The following is a 17,007-nucleotide window of genomic DNA, read 5'->3' on the forward strand; positions in this document are numbered from 1 at the left end:
AACGCCCAGGCCTGGGCGTTTTTTGTATTGATCTGAAACGGTATTCGCGTCGAGCGAAATTATGCTTTCTTCAGATATGCGGCGACCAAAACGATTTGGGTGCCGTTGACTTTCCCTTCAACGTGTAGCGGGTTGTCGGTCAGGTGGATGTTCTTCACCAAAGTGCCGCGTTTGGCGGTGAATCCGGCCCCTTTGACGTCCAAATCCTTAATCAATGTGACGTCGTCGCCTTCCTGTAAGGTGTTGCCGTTGCTGTCTTTGTGAACGATGGTGTCTTCATCATCGTCCGGCAAGCCGGCATCGGCCCAGGCTTTGGTTTCTTCCTCCAGATACATCATGTCCAGCAAGTCCTGCGGCCAGCCTTCGGCGCGAAGCGCATTCAGCAGGCGATAAGCCATGACTTGAACCGCCGGCACCGGTGACCACATGCTGTCATTCAAGCAGCGCCAGTGGTTCGGATCCATGGTCTCCGGCGCTTCGATTTGGCTTTTGCAGGTGTCGCAAACCAAAATGGCTTGATCGGCTGAACCGTCGGATGGCGGCACTTCGTAAACGCTCAGGTGGTCGGTGGCTCCGCACAATTCGCACTTGGAACCGCTTCTTTCTTGCAGGGTTTGTTCAATGCTCATTTTATTTCCTTTTGTAATTCGGGGCTTATTATGCATAAAAGTGTTGTTTTGGAAAGGGAATGCGGTGAAAGGGGTGAGATGTTCACAAAAAATAATGGCATTAAGGCGCTCTAAAAAATTATTGATAATTTGAATGCAATATCAACGGTTTTTTCGTGCTAATGCTTATTTTTCAAACGGTTAGAAGAGGGTTTTGGCCGACAGGGTTAAGGCTTTTTTTTGTACTGGAAAACCGTTAGAATAAAGTCTAATAAAAACCTCTATTTTGGGTGATTTTCGTTGTTAATTCTAACGCTTCAGAGTGTGACGAATATTAGATGTTGAATAATCGTTACGACAGTTCCAAAGACTACTTGCATTGCTCGGTGTTCATCATCAAGCCTGCGATAAAACGATTAAGCAAGCCTATCGAAAGATGGCTCGACGCTATCATCCCGACGTCTCTAAAATTCATAACGCCACAGAAAAGTTTCAGGAAATTTCGGAAGCCTACGAAGTACTGACTAAATTCAAAGACGCTTACTGGCGTGATTTCTGTCGTCAGACCCGAAAAGGGTATGCGTCGCAACAAACGCGTTCTCAGACGCATTCGCGACAGCGTCAAGGCTCCGAATCCAGTGGACCTTATCAATGGCGAAAACAACGGCCGATTCGTGGTAAGGATCGGGTGATTACTTATCCGCTGACATTACGTTATGCGATACGTTTACTGAAAATCGGGTATTTTTACATTCCCGGTTTGAAGGTGAAGATGAAGTTTACCCGGGATGCTTTTATGAATAAAACCTTCCGCTTGAAGGGGAAAGGTTATCAAGGCCTTTTCGGCGGCGAAGCGGGGGATTATCTGGTCAAATTCCAACTTAAATTGGATTCGTTGAAGTGGGAGCTTAAGGGGTGCGATATTTACGGTACGATTCAAGTGCCGAGCACTTTGTTAGTGCCCGGAACCAAGTTGGATCTCGAATCGCCAGCGGGCAGCATGAAAGTAACCGTTCCGGTCAATTATTCTCCGCACGAATACATTCTGATTGAAAACATGGGGTTACCGGGCGACGAGGCCAATGTCCCCGGTCATCTCTATGCAAAATTGATTGCCGCATAACGCCGGCTCTGTTAAATTAAATCTAAGGAACTCGAATGGCTAGTCAACCTTTTCAAGATGACGGTGTGGTGCTGGAAAAAGAGCGCTTGGCCGTCAAACCGCCGAAACGCTATCAGGTGGTTTTGTTGAATGACGACTATACACCGATGGACTTTGTCGTGGATGTGTTGATGCGCTTTTTTGGTCTGGACGAAGCCAAGGCCAATGCGGTCATGTTGGCGGTGCATACACAAGGAAAGGGCGTCTGTGGTGTCTACAGTCGAGAAGTGGCTGAAATGAAGGTGATGCAAGTGAATCAATATGCGCGAGAGCATCAACATCCTCTGCAGTGCGAAATGGAGGTGGCTTAATGTTAAGCAAGGAATTACAGTTAACGCTTAGCAATGCGTTCAGCTTGGCGAATGAATACGAACACGAATATGTAACGCTTGAGCATCTCTTGTTGGAGCTGCTCGGTCTGCCTTCTGTCCGTGAAGCCGTTGAAGCCTGCGGTGTGAAGCCGAACATGATTGAAACCGAGTTGGAAAAATACCTGGATGCCGAAGGCACCGGGCACAAGGTGGAAGAACTGCTGCCGACCATGGCGTTTCAACGTGTCATCGAACGGGCAATTTATCTGGTGCAATCCAACGGTTATGCCGAAGTGACCGGTTTGCATGTTTTAGCCTCGCTCTATTCCGAACAAGACTCTCAAGCCGTGTACATTCTGGAAAGCTGTGGTGTGCATCGTGTGGATATTCTCAGCTACATTTCGCATGGTGTGACCGCACAACAGCAAGAAGACTTTTTGTCCAGCTCGCCGAGCGAAGAGAGTGTGGACGAAGCGCAAGCGGCGGAACCGGAAAACGATCCGGTTGCCAATTTCAGTTTGAATTTGAATGTGGAAGTCGAGCAGGGGCGTATTGATCCGATCATCGGTCGCCAGTGGGAGTTGACGCGAACATTGGAAGTCCTGAGCCGCCGTCGTAAAAACAACCCCTTGTTGGTTGGGGAGCCGGGTGTCGGTAAAACGGCCGTGGCCGAAGGCTTGGCGTATAAAATCGTTCAGGGTGAGGTGCCGGAACAGTTACTGGATGCCGAGGTGTTCAGCCTGGATATGGGCGCGCTGCTGGCCGGAACTCGTTATCGGGGCGACTTTGAAAAACGCTTTAAAGGTCTGTTGAAAGCGCTGGAAGAAAAGCCGCATGCCATGCTGTTTATTGATGAAATTCATACCATTATCGGTGCTGGAGCGGTTCAAGGCGGCGCGATGGATGCGTCCAACTTGATGAAACCGGCTTTGTCGTCCGGCAAGTTGCGCTGCATCGGCGCGACCACCTATGAAGAGTATCGCGGTATTTTTGAAAAAGATCGGGCTTTGGCGCGCCGTTTTCAGAAAATTGATGTCCGCGAACCGACCAATCAAGAGACGTTTGATATTCTCAAAGGTTTAAAGTCGCAGTTTGAGTCGCATCATAATGTGAAATACACCTTACCGGCGCTGCGAACGGCGGTGGATTTGTCGGCGCGTTACATTACCGACCGCCATTTGCCGGACAAGGCGATTGATGTGATTGACGAAGCCGGTGCTAAGCAGGCGTTAATGCCGAAAAGCAAGCGCCGTAAACAGATTTCCGTGGCTGAAATTCAGCAAATCGTCGCCAATATCGCGCGCATTCCGGTCTCGCAAATCACCCAAAAAGAAAAAGATAAGTTGTCATCACTGGAAAGCAGCCTGCAACGGGTGGTTTTCGGTCAGGACGACGCCATTCATAAAGTGGTGGCATCCATCAAATTGGCGCGTTCCGGTTTGAACGAACCGAATCGCCCAACGGCGTCTTTCCTGTTTGCCGGCCCGACTGGGGTGGGGAAAACCGAATTGACGCAGCAGTTGGCCCAGCATTTGGGGATTGAGTTGTTGCGTTACGATATGTCCGAATACATGGAAGCCCATTCGGTGTCACGCTTGATTGGGGCGCCACCGGGGTATGTCGGGTTCGATCAAGGCGGTTTATTGACCGAAGCGGTTAACAAGCATCCGCATTCTGTGGTGCTGTTGGATGAAATCGAAAAGGCGCATCCGGATGTGTTCAATCTGTTGCTTCAAGTGATGGATAACGGCACTTTGACGGACAATAATGGCCGTAAAGCGGATTTTCGTAACGTGATTCTGATTATGACCTCGAATGTCGGGGCTGAAGCGGCGTCACGTGCCAGCATCGGTTTTACCGAGCAGGATCATACGCTGGACTTCCAGAGTGAGTTGAAGAAAGTGTTTACGCCGGAGTTCCGAAACCGTCTCGATGCGGTGGTGCAATTTAACCGTTTGTCATCCGACGTGATGGGCTCGGTGGTCAACAAGTTCATTTATGCGCTGGAAAACAGTTTGCAGGACAAAAAAGTCTCTATCGAACTCACGCCCGCCGCGCGCGCTTGGCTGGCCAAAGAAGGGTACGATCCCTTTATGGGGGCCAGACCGATGGGACGTTTGATGCAGGAAAAAATCAAACAGCCGTTGGCGGAAATGTTGCTCTTCGGCGCGTTACAAAGCGGTGGTCGTGTCACCATCGATGTTGAAAAGGATACCATTAAATTAAAAGCGGACGAGTTGGTTGAATAAACGGATGGGGGCTTTCGGTATTGAACGCTGGACATAAAAAAACCGCTGAATAGCGGTTTTTTTAGTTTTTACAATGGGCTGTCAAAGTTGCGGTGATTATTTGCCGCGGTAAGTGATGCGACCTTTGGTCAGGTCGTAAGGCGTCAATTCAACCTTAACTTTATCACCCGCCAGAATGCGGATGTAGTTCTTACGCATGCGTCCGGAAATATGTGCCAGGATTTCGTGGCCGTTTTCCAAACGAACTTTAAACATGGTATTCGGCAAAGTTTCGATCACTTCACCATCGAATTCGATGACATCTTGTTTTGACATAGAGATATTAGCTTTTATTGCCCCTGTAAAAAATAAGCGGCGATTATAGCAGAGGGATTGTTTTTATTCAAGATTTTGTCATTTTTTGAATCGCCGGAAAGTGTTAAGGCGTATTGGCGCTGTTCTCGGGCAGGAAAGCGTTGTCCCAGGCCTGGTCAAATTGCCATTTTTGCGGTGAAAAGGGTTTGGCGGTATCTTCCTGAAGCAGGGTTTCGAAATGCTCGCGTGAAATCAGGCGGGCACCAAGCGATTTGAGGTGCTCGGTTTCCATTTGGGTGTCGATGATACGGAATCCCCAGGCTTTAAGTTGTCGGCACAGAGCCACCAGCGCCACCTTGGAGGCGTCGTTCATGTGGGCGAACATCGATTCACCGAAAAACACTTTGCCGATGGCCACACCGTAAAGTCCGCCCACCAGTTGATCTTGATGCCAGACTTCGACCGAGTGGGCGTGGCCGGCGTCATGCAATCGCGTGTAGGCCTGGAGCATTTCATCGGAAATCCAGGTGCCGTCCTGGCCAGGCCTGGGCGTTTCCGCGCAGTGGCGCATCACCTTGTCGAAGGCTTGGTCCAGTGTTACGGTGAAGTGTTGTTTACGGATGGTTTTAATCAGGCTGCGTCGAACCTTGAGCGAATCGATAAACAGCACGGAACGCGGGTTGGGTGTCCACCATAAAATCGGGTCGTCTTCATTAAACCAGGGGAAGATGCCTTTGCTGTAAGCGGTTAACAACCATTCCGGCGTCAAGTCACCTCCGATGGCCAATAACCCATCTGGCTGGGCCAACGCATAATGCGTGGGTGGAAAGACCACCGGCTCTGTGTCGAGCCAAAAAGGTTGGTGGATTGACTTGGTCATTACAAAATATCTGAATTCAACATGCGATTTATCATAGAATATGCGGCTATTATAACCAATGAAATAGATCAAGAAATCGGTGATGCATTCGTAATGTGTATTCGAGGGCGTGAAATTCCCTTTGAATACCTCGAAACCGCCCAGGCCTGGCGAAAAAACGCATGGCATTATTTATAAAAAATAACGGTTCTCTTATTTATATATGACCCAGTTCGTTCATTTACATGTGCATTCGGAATACTCGGTTGTCGATGCCACCTTACGGGTGAAGTCGGCCATTTCGAATGCGGAAAAGCATCAGCAGCCGGCCATCGCCTTGACCGATCAAATGAACATGTTCGCACTGGTGAAGTTCTATTCGTCGGCCATCAATGCCGGCATCAAACCCATTATCGGTTCTGACTTGCTCATTGAAGCCGACGATGGCAATGTCTTCAAAGTGGTGGCCTTGTGTCAAAATGACCAAGGGTATCTTAACCTCTCCCATTTGATCTCGATGGCGTATCTGAAAAATCAGAAAATCGTCGCCACGGAGATGCAGCCACTGATCAAACAGGAGTGGTTGAAATCCTATAATGAGGGATTGATTATCTTATCCGGTGGCAAGGACGGTGATGTCGGCCAGGCTATCTTGGCGCAAAAGCCTAATTTGGCGGCCAAGCGCACCGGTTGGTGGCAAGAAACCTTTCCAGACCGCTTTTATTTGGAATTGACCCGTACCGGGCGTGATAACGAAGAAACCTATTTGGTCGGGGCTGTTGAGGTTGCACAGCGTTACGATTTACCGGTCGTGGCGACGAACGATGTGCGATTTGAATCCGACGAGGACTTTGATGCCCATGAAGTGCGCGTCTGTATTCACGATGGTTACATTCTCGACGATCCGAATCGGCCGAAACGCTATTCCGAAGAACAGTATTTCCGAACGTCCGATGAAATGGTCGAGCTGTTTGCCGATTTGCCGGAAGCCATCGAAAATACGGTGGAAATTGCTAAGCGTTGTAATGTCACTCTGACCCTCGGCACTTACTTCCTGCCGGATTTTCCGGTGCCGGAAGGCATGACGATGGACGAATACTTTATTCAGGAATCGCAAAACGGGTTGGAGGCGCGTTTGAGGTTCCTGTTCGGTCATTTGTCCGCAGAAGAATTTGCCGAAAAGCGTAAAGAATACGACGATCGTCTCAAATTCGAACTCGACATCATTACCCAGATGGGGTTCCCCGGTTACTTCTTCATCGTTGCCGACTTTATTCAATGGGGTAAAAATCATGACGTTCCAGTCGGACCGGGGCGGGGTTCCGGTGCCGGTTCCCTGGTGGCCTATGCCCTGAAAATCACCGATTTGGACCCACTGGAATACGACCTGCTGTTCGAACGGTTCCTGAATCCGGAAAGGGTGTCCATGCCCGATTTCGACGTCGACTTCTGTATGGAGCGGCGTGACGAGGTCATCGATTATGTGTCGCGTCAATATGGCCAGGATCACGTGTCGCAAATCGTCACTTTCGGTACCATGGCGGCCAAAGCCGTCGTTCGAGATGTGGGCCGGGTATTAGGCCACGGTTATGGCATGGTCGATGGCATTGCTAAGTTGGTGCCTAACGATTTAGGTATTAAGCTTAAAGACGCCCTGGAACAGGAAGAAATGCTTCAGGAGCGGTACGATAATGAAGAAGACGTTCGTCTGCTCATCGATTTGGCCTTGAAGCTGGAAGGCACGGTCCGAAACACCGGTAAACATGCCGGTGGGGTCGTCATTGGCCCGAAACCCTTGGATCATTTCTGTCCGGTGTTGTGTGAACCGGATGGGACCAGTGTGGTCACTCAGTTGGATAAAAATGATGTGGAAACCGCAGGCCTGGTCAAATTCGACTTTTTGGGCCTGCGGACGCTCACCATCATTGACTGGGCGTTGCATTTCATTAATGACGGTAAACAACCGGGCGATGAGGGCTTTGTGGACATCGCGCGTATTCCGCTCGACGATACCCAAACGTTCGACCTGATCAAAACCGGTAAGACCACGGGGGTCTTTCAGTTGGAATCGGCGGGCATGCAGAACCTGATTGTTCGCCTGCGACCGGACTGTTTTGAAGACATTATCGCCCTGGTGGCCTTGTTTCGACCTGGCCCGCTGGAATCTGGGATGGTGGATAACTTTATTGCCCGTAAACACGGTAAGGAAAAAGTTTCTTATCCGGATCCGCAATACCAGCACGAATCCCTGCAACCGATTCTGGAACCCACCTACGGGGTTATTCTGTATCAGGAACAGGTGATGCAGATCGCTCAGGTATTGGCCGGTTATACATTGGGCGGTGCCGACATGTTGCGTCGTGCGATGGGGAAAAAGAAACCCGAAGAAATGGCCAAGCAGCGCTCGATCTTTAAAGAAGGGGCGGAAAAAAGCGGTATCGATGGCGACCTGGCCATGAAAATTTTCGACCTGGTGGAAAAATTCGCCGGGTACGGGTTCAATAAATCCCATTCGGCCGCCTATGCCTTGGTGTCCTATCAATCTGCCTGGCTGAAGACGCATTATCCAGCCGAGTTCATGGCGGCGCAGATTTCGTCGGACATGGACAACACGGAAAAAGTGGTACACATGGTGAACGAATGTTATGCCATGGGGATTGATGTTCGCCAGCCAAATATCAATGAATGCGAGATTCACTTTAAGTCGGTCAAGACCGAGGAAAAGGTGGTGCGTTATGGCCTGGGCGCGATTAAAGGGGTTGGCGAGTCGGCCTTGGAAGGCATTGTCGCCGAACGAAAACAAAATGGCCCTTACCTGGATTTGTTCGATTTTTGTTTGCGTGTGACAAAGAAAGTCAATAAGCGCGTGATTGAAGCGCTGATTTCAGCGGGCGCGATGGACTGTCTGCATGATAACCGTCAAGCGATGCTGGACAGTGTCGGTCTGGCACTGCAAAAAGCGGAACAAACGCATAAAAACGAAGAAGCTGGCCAAGGCGATTTATTTGGTGATGCCACATCGTTTGAAGCAGAAAACGCGTCGGAGTTGGTCGATGTGCCGGAAATGCCCGAGAAGCTACGCCTGAAAGGCGAAAAAGATGTCTTGGGCTTGTATATGACCGGCCATCCGATTGAAATTTATCGAGAAGAGTTGGACAAGCTGGTCGAACAGAAATTGTCCGCTTTGCGCCCGGAAAAATGGGCCAAAAAATGGGCCGCCGGGCTGATTGTGGAAGCGCGCAGTAAAGTGACCAAAAGCGGAAGTCGAATGGGTTTTATCGCCATCGACGATCAAACGGCTCGTATGGAAGTGGTGTTGCGTCCGGCGGTGTTTGAATCCTGCCGAGATATCCTGCAACCGGATACGGTGGTGTTGATTTACGGCGAAGTGGCCGAAGACACCTTTAACGGTGGCATTAAGCTGGATGCCGAGCAGGTGGTGACCTTGGCGGAGTCGCGTGTTGAAAAAGCGCGGGCCATTAAAGTCTTTGCCGATGCCACGCTGCAACCGCAACGATTACAGGATTTATCATCGATTTTGACACCTTATCGAGTGGAAGCCGGGTTGCCACTGGTGGTGGATTACCGAAACGACCAGGCCCGGGCGCAGATGATTACCCAGGAAGGGATTGAATTTTTTCCGGACGACGAGTTACTGGAAGTGCTCAGAAGTCACGGTTGGCAGCCGGAAGTGGTTGTCTGAATCAATTTGGGGAGCTTGCCTGAAAACGGCTCTGGATGTCGGATTTAAGGCCGAATTTAAGGTCATAAAATTTGGTTATAAAGTATTTTTATTCCTATTGGTTGCCCATAACCTTTAGAATGTACGGAATTCGACGAACCGTTTCAGATGAGCTTAAAAAGTTACGTAGAGAAATTGTTAAATAGGAGACATTAATGTCTAACAATATCGAGTCGATCTTACACGAAGATCGGGTATTTAAACCAACCGCTGACTTCAAACGTCAGGCAAACATCACAGAAGAAAAGTACCAAGCGTTGAAAGCCAAGGCCGACGAGGACTATGAAGGTTACTGGTGTGATCTGGCGAGGGAAAAATTGGACTGGTCCAAGGACTTCACGGTTGGGTTAGACGACTCTAATGCTCCTTTCTATAAATGGTTCTCCGACGGTGAACTGAACGCCTCCTATAACTGTATCGATCGTCACTTGGAAGAAAAAGAAGACAAGTTGGCCATTATTTTTGAAGCGGATGATGGTTCGGTTGAGCAGTACACTTACAAAGAATTGCACGACGAAGTCTGCCGTTTGGCCAATGCCTTAACCGCTCAAGGTATCGAAAAAGGCGACCGCGTTATTATTTATATGCCAATGATTCCGCAAGCGGTTTTCGCCATGCAGGCTTGTGCGCGTATTGGCGCCATCCACTCTATCGTATTTGGCGGTTTCTCAGCGGAAGCCTTGCGTGATCGCATTGAAGATGCTGGCGCACGAATGGTCATTACGGCGAATGCCGGGTGTCGTGGCGGGAAATCCGTTCCACTGAAAGGTGCTGTGGATGCAGCTTTGGAGAAAGGTGGTGATTCGGTTCGTAAAGTGGTGGTCTATCACCGCACAGATGATGATGTGCCGATGAAAGACGGGCGCGACATCTCTTGGCACGACGCCATTGCGGGCATGAGCAACTATCACGATGCGGTGATGGTGGATGCCGAACACCCATTGTTCCTACTGTATACGTCCGGCTCAACCGGCAAACCGAAAGGGATTCAGCATAGCACGGGCGGTTATCTTCTGAATGCCTACCTGACCAATGAGTGGGTTTTCGACCTGAAAGACAGCGATGTGTTCTGGTGTACGGCCGATGTGGGCTGGATCACCGGTCACACTTACGTGGCTTACGGGCCTTTGGCGATGGGCATGACCATCGTCATGTTTGAAGGTGTCCCTACCTATCCGGATGCCGGTCGTTTCTGGCAAGTGTGTCAGGATCACGGTGTGACGGTTTTCTATACGGCCCCAACCGCAATTCGTGCCTTGATGAAATTCGGCGATGACTTGCCGAAACAATATGACTTGTCCAAATTACGTTTGTTGGGAACGGTGGGTGAGCCAATCAACCCGGAAGCCTGGATTTGGTATCACGATATTATTGGTCGTGGGGAATGCCCGATTGTGGATACTTGGTGGCAAACCGAAACCGGCGCGCACATGATTGCGCCGCTGCCGGGTGTAACCGACTTGAAGCCGGGCTCTTGCACCAAGCCTCTACCGGGCATCGATGCGCACATCGTTGACGAAGAAGGCGTTGAATTGACCCACGGTGAAGGGGGCTATTTGGTGGTTCGTAAGCCTTGGCCGTCAATGGTGCGGACCATTTGGAACGACGATGAGCGTTTCGTGGACACCTACTATGCGATGTTTAAAAACAAATATTATGTGGTGGGCGACAGTGCTCACTTGGATCATGATGGTAACTTCTGGATCATGGGGCGTATCGATGACGTTCTAAACGTATCCGGTCACCGTCTTGGAACGATGGAAGTCGAGTCGGCTTTGGTTTCGCATGAGCACGTGGCGGAAGCCGCTGTGGTTGGAAAACCGCACGATGTGAAGGGCGAGTCCATCTTTGCCTTTGTGGTGATGAATATGGAAGTGCCGCCGGGGGATGAACGATTGGCGCTGGTTCAGGAATTGCGTAATCACGTGGCGAAAGAAATCGGCCCGATTGCCAAGCCGGACGACATTCGTTTCGGTTCTAACTTACCGAAAACGCGTTCCGGTAAAATTATGCGTCGTTTATTGCGTAGTATCGCCAAGGGTGAGGAAATCACCTCCGATACATCGACGCTTGAGGATCCAAGTATTTTGGATCAGTTCATGCAGCCTCATAAATAAAACAGGGGCCATGAGCTGAACCAAATGTTGAAATAGCCAGACTGGTTACAAAATGACCAGGCCTGGCTATTTTCATATGAACGAGGCTAAAAGGTCTCATTGTCGAACAAGGGTTTGTTTAGGAACCTATGATTGAATCCGTTTGAGATTCTGCGGAACTTAAAGCCTGCTTATTCTAGGCGTGGCTCGCCGGCCTTAGTCATTCTAAGGTCAAGAGTCGCAACAACGAAGAAGTAGGCTTTAGGTCCTGCCCGAAGGGGCTTAGCCAAGTTTCCCAGTTCTGCGTTATGAAGTTTTGCAAGGTCTAGACATGACGGCAACTTCACGCCTTGATCTGAAAAACTTGGCGTTGCCAGAAGCTAAACCGATTTAATCAGAGGTTCCTTAAATAGATACAACGCAAACAGCCCGAGTTTCATAATCAAGGAGGAAGACTTTGGAACAGTCTAAAATTGAGAAGATTAAAAATCTTCCGGAGTATCAACAGCTCGTCAAAGAGCGTACGGGGCTGGCGTGGAAGCTTTCCATTGCCATGCTGGTTGTGTATTACGGATATATCTTGTTGTTGGCATTTGATCCGGCCTTTTTCACGGCCATTATCAGCGGTCAATACATTTCAATCGGTTTCCCGGTTGGGGTCGCCATCATTATCTTTGCCTTTTTGTTGACGGGCTACTACGTCAAAAAAGCGAATTCAGATTTTGATGAATTAACAGCAAAAATCAAAAAAGAGGTTGAATAATGAAGGTAGGAATTCATAAGTTATTGGCCTTATTGGTTTTGGTTGTCATGCCGGTATCGGCTTATGCGGCTGGGATTGATGTGACGGCTCCGGTTGAAAAAGAGACCAATTGGTCGGCTATTTCAATGTTTATCGTCTTTGTTGGTGCCACCATTTACATTACTTACTGGGCGGCTCAGCGTACGAAATCTGCCAAAGACTTCTATGCAGCCGGTGGCGGTATTACCGGGCTTCAGAACGGTTTGGCCATTGCGGGTGACTATATGTCCGCGGCTTCGTTCTTGGGGATTACCGGGATGGTGTACTTGAAAGGGTATGACGGTCTGATCTTTGCCATCGGTTTCTTGGTGGGCTGGCCGATTATCCTGTTCTTGATGTCCGAGCGCTTGAGAAACTTGGGTAAATTCACGTTTGCCGACGTAGCGGCTTACCGTTTCCAGCAAACACCGATTCGTGTATTGGCGGCTTTTGGCGGGATTGCGGTTGTTATCCTGTATTTGATCGCGCAAATGGTCGGTGCCGGTAAGCTGATCGAGTTGTTGTTCGGTTTGGACTTCAACTACGCGGTTGTGATGGTCGGTGTCTTAATCATTGCTTACGTCTCCTTTGGTGGGATGCTGGCAACGACCTGGGTACAAATCATCAAGGCGGTTCTATTGTTGTCCGGTGCGACCTTTATCGCCGTGGCGGTGATGTACAACATGGGCTTCAGCTTTGAAACCTTGTTTAAAACGGCGGTTGAACAACGTGATGGTAATATGGACATCCTATTCTCCGGTGGTTTTGTTTCCGACCCTGTCAATGCGATTTCATTGGGGATTGCCTTGATGTTCGGTACGGCTGGTTTGCCACACATCCTGATGCGTTTCTTCACGGTGCCGGATGCAAAAGAAGCACGTAAGTCTGTTTTCTATGCGACGGGCTTCATCGGCTACTTCTACATTCTTGCGTTCATCATTGGTTTCGGTGCGATTGCGATGGTGGTGGCGTCTGAATACATGGATGGTTCCAAGTTGATCGGCGGTAACAACATGGCGGCGATTCACTTGTCCCACGTGATTGGCGGTGACTTCTTCCTAGGCTTCATCTCAGCGGTAGCTTTCGCGACCATTTTGGCCGTAGTTTCCGGCTTGACCTTGGCGGGTGCGTCTGCGATTTCGCATGACATCTACGCGAACGTCATCAATAAGGATGCGACCGAAGAGCAAGAAACCAAAGTGGCGCGTATTTCTACGTTTGTCATCGGTGCTTTGGCGATTATTTTCGGTATCGGCTTTAAAGACCAGAACATCGCCTTCGTGGTGGCGTTGGCCTTTACGATTGCCGCTTCCGCGAACTTCCCAGTGTTAATTATGTCTATGTTCTGGAGCAAGATGACAACTCGTGGTGCCGTTATCGGTGGCTGGTTGGGTCTGATCTCTGCCGTGGTCATGGTTGTCCTTGGTCCGGTTGTGTGGACACAGATTCTGGGTATGGGCGATGCCATCGTGCCATATAAGTTCCCGGCTCTGTTCACGGTTATCATTGCCTTTGTTTCCATCTGGTTCTTCTCCATTACCGATAAGTCGGCTCGTGCGAAAGAAGACTTGGATGGCTTTGAAGCACAATACGTTCGATCTCAAACCGGGATCGGTGCCGAAGGTGCCTCGAATCACTAAGGTAAACTGTTCGTGATTCAATAGAATAAAAAGGGGCTGTTTCAGCCCCTTTTTTGTATGCCATTGCTTCGGTATGGCACAATGTATAAAGAGCAAGAGGAAACATGTATGTCCGTTCAACAACAATTGAATTTCCTGAAACAAGTCGAACCGTTTTCGGCGCTGAATGAGTCGACCTTATTGTCTTTGGCGGAAGCGTTGGATGTAGTGTATTTTCCTTTGGGCGAACGTTTGGAACTGTTTTCCGGCGAAGCTGCAAACGAAAATGCATTTCTGTATTTTGTGATTAAGGGCCATGTGGCCGAGTTCGATGAAAATCAGCGCCAAGTGGCCGTTTACGGCAGTCACACTTATTTTGGCGAAAGCTTTCTATTAAAGCGTGTCTCTTATCGTCGTTATGACGTGATTGAAGAAGCGATTGTCTACCGCCTTCCGCAGAATGTCTTTCTGGAAGGGCTGCAACAACCAGAGCTCGAAGGGGTTTTCATTGACGATATTACCGCCAAACTCAACCGGATGCATGCCCAGATACAAGCGGAGTCTTCCAGTGAGGCGTTGATGGGCGTTGTCGAGGACGCGCCTCGCCAAGCCTTGATTGAGGTTCATGAAACGGAAAGCATTCAATCCTGCGTGCAACGGATGCAGCAACTGAAAACCGACGCCTGTGTGGTGGTGTTTCAAGGTGAAGAGGACAAGGGCATTGTCACTTCGATCGACCTACTCAATGGCTTGGCTTTAAGCGGTTATGCCGTGACGGATGCCGTCGGTTCTTTGGCAACGCGCCCGGTCATGACCGTGCATCAATTCGATTACCTGTTTAATGCCTTGTTGAAGATGACCAAGTTCCGCATCAATCGTTTGGTGGTGCGCTCGGATAATGCCATGCTTGGCATTTTGCATCAGAAAGACTTGATGGGCATGTTTGCCAATCAATCAGGCCTGGTGGTTTTAAGTATTCAGCAGGCCGAGTCGTTTGAGGAGCTGAAAAACGTCGCGGATCGGATTGATCAATTGGTGGTGAATTTAAATAACCGCGGGGTTAAGACGCATTACATCGCCAAGTTGGTCAATGAGTTGCACCGTAAGATGCTGGAACGGGTTTTTGAGTTTTTATCGCCGCCGGAGGCCTTGCAACAGGGATGCTTGTTGGTGATGGGCAGTGAAGGGCGTGCCGAGCAAGTGATTCGCACCGATCAGGATAATGCGTTTATTTTGCCGGATAATGTTGAGCCGCCATCAGGCCTGGTGGAATTTATGCAATTGTTCAGCGCTCGTTTGGTTGAGCTTGGGTTTCCGCCGTGTCCTGGGCATATCATGGTGTCCAACCCGGTCTGGACACGGCCGTTGTCCGAGTTTAAGCAACAGTTGCGCGACTGGATGATGGAACCGTCCGGTGATGCGTTTATGAATTTGTCGATTTTCTTTGATGCCGAAGCCGTGTTAGGGAATGAAAGTTTGTTGTTGGAGGCCAAGCAAACCATGATGAGTTGGGTGGATTCCAATCGACATTTCCTGCCGCATTTTGCCAAATCGGTGTTGCAGTTTGATACACCGATTGGCTTTTTCGGTAAGCTGGTCACGGACAAACATTCCAGGGAGCCGAAAATCGACTTGAAGAAAGGCGGTATTTTCCCGATTGTTCACGGTGTGCGTTGTCTGGCATTGGAATATGGTATTTTGAAAACCAATACCCATTGGCGTATTAAAGACTTGATGGATCAAGGTGTGTTGACTGAGCATTTCGGCATTGAATTGGGTGAAACATTGAATTTTTTGAACACGCTACGCTTGGAATCCATGGTGACGCAAATGCAATTGGAACAAACACCGGATAATCTGATTCGAGTATCCGGTTTAACGCAGCTACAGCAGGATTTGCTCAAAGACGCCTTCAATGTTGTGAACCAGTTCAAAAAACAGATTGAGCAACATTATAAGCTGCATGCGGTCATGTGATATGTGGTCATCGTTGCGCCGTAAATGGCATCGCCGCCAGCTGAAAGACGAACGTTTTGCATTTTTGTTCGATGCGTTGCCCTCGGATGAAGAAGTGGTGTGTTTTGATTGTGAAACCACCGGATTAAACCCCAAAAAAGACAAAATCGTCTCTTTGAGCGCCGTGAAAATTCGTGGGCGGGAAATTTTGACCAGCACCGCATTGAACATGACGTTGGCCCAGAATGTGGCCATTTCTGAACAGAGCATTAAGGTGCACTGGATTCGTAATGAAGACACGTTGCACGGTTTGACTGAACGAGAAGCCATTGAACGTTTTTTGCACTTTATCGGTTCTCGGCCATTGGTGGGCTATTATTTGGAATTTGATGTGGCAATGGTCAACCAAGTGCTGAAACCCTGGCTGGGCATCGCTTTGCCGAACCCGCAGATTGAGGTATCGGCCTTGTATTACGATTATAAAGAAGACCCGATTCCGAAAAAAATCATCGATTTATCGTTTGACGCCATATTGCAGGAGCTGTCGTTGCCGAATTTCGGACAACACGATGCCTTCAGTGACGCTGTGATGACGGCCTTGATTTACATAAAACTGAAGAATTTAGACGGGGCTTGAATAAATGTCGCCTAATTGCAGGGTTTATTTGACAAACTCCCATATCTTTCATATAATTCCGCTCAGTTTTTTAAATCATATATTAAGGGAGAGGCGGGTTAATGAGCGTCTTTCTGCTTAAATTTTAAAAACCCCGTCTTTACGGGGTTTTTTATTTTTTGAATTAAGGAAAAAGCCTGCGTGATTCTGGAAGAGAAGATTGAAAATTTGCTGAAACCGACCATCGAGAGTATGGGGTTTCAGTTGTGGGGTTGTGAATACCTACCGGCGGGAAAGCATTCCACCTTACGCATCTATATCGATAAAGACCCGGAAGGGGTCACGGTCGATGATTGTGGTGACGTCAGTCGTCAGGTAAGTGCCATTATGGATGTGGAAGACCCGATTTCCAATGCGTATATGCTGGAAGTGTCTTCGCCGGGGATGGATCGCCCGTTATTTCGTCCGGAGCAATATCGTGCCTATGAAGGGCAAGAGGTTCAATTACGGACCGCCACCGCCGTTATGGGTCGGAAGCGTTTTAAAGGCACGATGACACAAGTGACGGAAGAAGGTGTTGTCGTGGAAGTGGACGGTGAGGTGTATGACATCCCGTTCGCTCAAATCGACAAGGCCCATGTGGTGCCGCAGTTTTAATTTTTTGAAATACACGTAGAGAGCGTTAACCGTGCATCCAGCTCGTGCAAAGTTCTC

The 17,007-nt window shown here is 49.1% G+C and carries 13 protein-coding genes; 10 read left to right on the forward strand and 3 right to left on the reverse strand.

The genetic code is table 11. From position 1 onward, the window contains the following. Positions 1 to 59: 59 nt before the first annotated feature. Positions 60 to 629, reverse strand: a complete 570-nt coding sequence (locus AC0KH7_RS05560) for a PhnA domain-containing protein (RefSeq protein ID WP_472371470.1) — start codon at positions 627 to 629, stop codon at positions 60 to 62. A 415-nt stretch (positions 630 to 1,044) separates the two neighbouring features. Between AC0KH7_RS05560 and AC0KH7_RS05565 the strand changes: the two genes are divergently transcribed. From AC0KH7_RS05565 to clpA, 3 genes are read left to right on the forward strand one after another with little or no spacing between them, the layout of a single operon-like run. Continuing rightward, positions 1,045 to 1,731, forward strand: coding sequence for a DnaJ C-terminal domain-containing protein (locus AC0KH7_RS05565; protein ID WP_472371472.1), 687 nt, complete (start codon positions 1,045 to 1,047; stop codon positions 1,729 to 1,731). A gap of 35 nt (positions 1,732 to 1,766) precedes the next feature. Then, the gene (gene clpS / locus AC0KH7_RS05570) at positions 1,767 to 2,081 is read left to right on the forward strand and encodes an ATP-dependent Clp protease adapter ClpS (protein WP_472367059.1); all 315 of its coding nucleotides are present in this window, start codon (positions 1,767 to 1,769) and stop codon (positions 2,079 to 2,081) included. Further along, on the forward strand, positions 2,081 to 4,330 hold the full coding sequence (gene clpA / locus AC0KH7_RS05575; protein ID WP_472371474.1) for an ATP-dependent Clp protease ATP-binding subunit ClpA: 2,250 nt from the start codon (positions 2,081 to 2,083) through the stop codon (positions 4,328 to 4,330). The genes clpS and clpA overlap by 1 nt, the downstream gene beginning before the upstream one ends. Before the next feature lie 96 nt (positions 4,331 to 4,426). Here clpA and infA read toward each other — a convergent pair whose 3' ends face one another. Then, complete coding sequence (gene infA / locus AC0KH7_RS05580) at positions 4,427 to 4,645, reverse strand: translation initiation factor IF-1 (protein WP_011370535.1); 219 nt, start codon at positions 4,643 to 4,645, stop codon at positions 4,427 to 4,429. Between the two features lie 103 nt (positions 4,646 to 4,748). Further along, positions 4,749 to 5,504, reverse strand: coding sequence for a leucyl/phenylalanyl-tRNA--protein transferase (aat, locus tag AC0KH7_RS05585; RefSeq protein WP_472371476.1), 756 nt, complete (start codon positions 5,502 to 5,504; stop codon positions 4,749 to 4,751). A gap of 202 nt (positions 5,505 to 5,706) precedes the next feature. Here aat and dnaE point away from each other — a divergent pair, with 202 nt between their 5' ends. From dnaE to rimP, 7 genes are all read left to right on the forward strand, one after another. Then, the gene (gene dnaE, locus AC0KH7_RS05590; protein ID WP_472371478.1) at positions 5,707 to 9,186 is read left to right on the forward strand and encodes a DNA polymerase III subunit alpha; all 3,480 of its coding nucleotides are present in this window, start codon (positions 5,707 to 5,709) and stop codon (positions 9,184 to 9,186) included. A gap of 194 nt (positions 9,187 to 9,380) precedes the next feature. Next, positions 9,381 to 11,342: an acetate--CoA ligase gene (gene acs, locus AC0KH7_RS05595; RefSeq protein WP_472371480.1), complete on the forward strand. Its 1,962-nt coding sequence runs from the start codon at positions 9,381 to 9,383 to the stop codon at positions 11,340 to 11,342. A 436-nt stretch (positions 11,343 to 11,778) separates the two neighbouring features. Beyond that, a complete protein-coding gene (locus AC0KH7_RS05600; RefSeq protein WP_472371482.1) occupies positions 11,779 to 12,084 on the forward strand; it encodes a DUF485 domain-containing protein in 306 nt (101 codons plus the stop codon). Next, complete coding sequence (locus AC0KH7_RS05605) at positions 12,084 to 13,742, forward strand: cation acetate symporter (protein WP_472371484.1); 1,659 nt, start codon at positions 12,084 to 12,086, stop codon at positions 13,740 to 13,742. Before AC0KH7_RS05600 ends, AC0KH7_RS05605 begins: the two co-directional genes overlap by 1 nt. A gap of 108 nt (positions 13,743 to 13,850) precedes the next feature. Further along, positions 13,851 to 15,698, forward strand: coding sequence for a putative nucleotidyltransferase substrate binding domain-containing protein (locus AC0KH7_RS05610; protein WP_472371486.1), 1,848 nt, complete (start codon positions 13,851 to 13,853; stop codon positions 15,696 to 15,698). 1 nt (position 15,699) lies between these two features. Beyond that, complete coding sequence (locus AC0KH7_RS05615) at positions 15,700 to 16,314, forward strand: 3'-5' exonuclease (RefSeq protein WP_472371488.1); 615 nt, start codon at positions 15,700 to 15,702, stop codon at positions 16,312 to 16,314. A gap of 180 nt (positions 16,315 to 16,494) precedes the next feature. Further along, positions 16,495 to 16,950, forward strand: a complete 456-nt coding sequence (gene rimP / locus AC0KH7_RS05620) for a ribosome maturation factor RimP (protein ID WP_472371490.1) — start codon at positions 16,495 to 16,497, stop codon at positions 16,948 to 16,950. Positions 16,951 to 17,007 lie beyond the last annotated feature (57 nt).

Source organism: Hydrogenovibrio sp. (assembly GCF_965140365.1).
Lineage (GTDB): Bacteria > Pseudomonadota > Gammaproteobacteria > Thiomicrospirales > Thiomicrospiraceae > Hydrogenovibrio.

Excerpts from the sequence above, each read along its gene's own strand:
- AC0KH7_RS05610 (WP_472371486.1), top strand. The coding sequence starts at position 13,851 with ATGTCCGTTCAACAACAATTGAATTTCCTGAAACAAGTCGAACCGTTT.
- aat (WP_472371476.1), bottom strand. The coding sequence starts at position 5,504 with ATGACCAAGTCAATCCACCAACCTTTTTGGCTCGACACAGAGCCGGTG.
- acs (WP_472371480.1), top strand. The coding sequence starts at position 9,381 with ATGTCTAACAATATCGAGTCGATCTTACACGAAGATCGGGTATTTAAA.
- AC0KH7_RS05560 (WP_472371470.1), bottom strand. The coding sequence starts at position 629 with ATGAGCATTGAACAAACCCTGCAAGAAAGAAGCGGTTCCAAGTGCGAA.
- dnaE (WP_472371478.1), top strand. The coding sequence starts at position 5,707 with ATGACCCAGTTCGTTCATTTACATGTGCATTCGGAATACTCGGTTGTC.
- infA (WP_011370535.1), bottom strand. The coding sequence starts at position 4,645 with ATGTCAAAACAAGATGTCATCGAATTCGATGGTGAAGTGATCGAAACT.
- clpA (WP_472371474.1), top strand. The coding sequence starts at position 2,081 with ATGTTAAGCAAGGAATTACAGTTAACGCTTAGCAATGCGTTCAGCTTG.
- clpS (WP_472367059.1), top strand. The coding sequence starts at position 1,767 with ATGGCTAGTCAACCTTTTCAAGATGACGGTGTGGTGCTGGAAAAAGAG.
- AC0KH7_RS05615 (WP_472371488.1), top strand. The coding sequence starts at position 15,700 with ATGTGGTCATCGTTGCGCCGTAAATGGCATCGCCGCCAGCTGAAAGAC.
- AC0KH7_RS05605 (WP_472371484.1), top strand. The coding sequence starts at position 12,084 with ATGAAGGTAGGAATTCATAAGTTATTGGCCTTATTGGTTTTGGTTGTC.
- AC0KH7_RS05565 (WP_472371472.1), top strand. The coding sequence starts at position 1,045 with ATGGCTCGACGCTATCATCCCGACGTCTCTAAAATTCATAACGCCACA.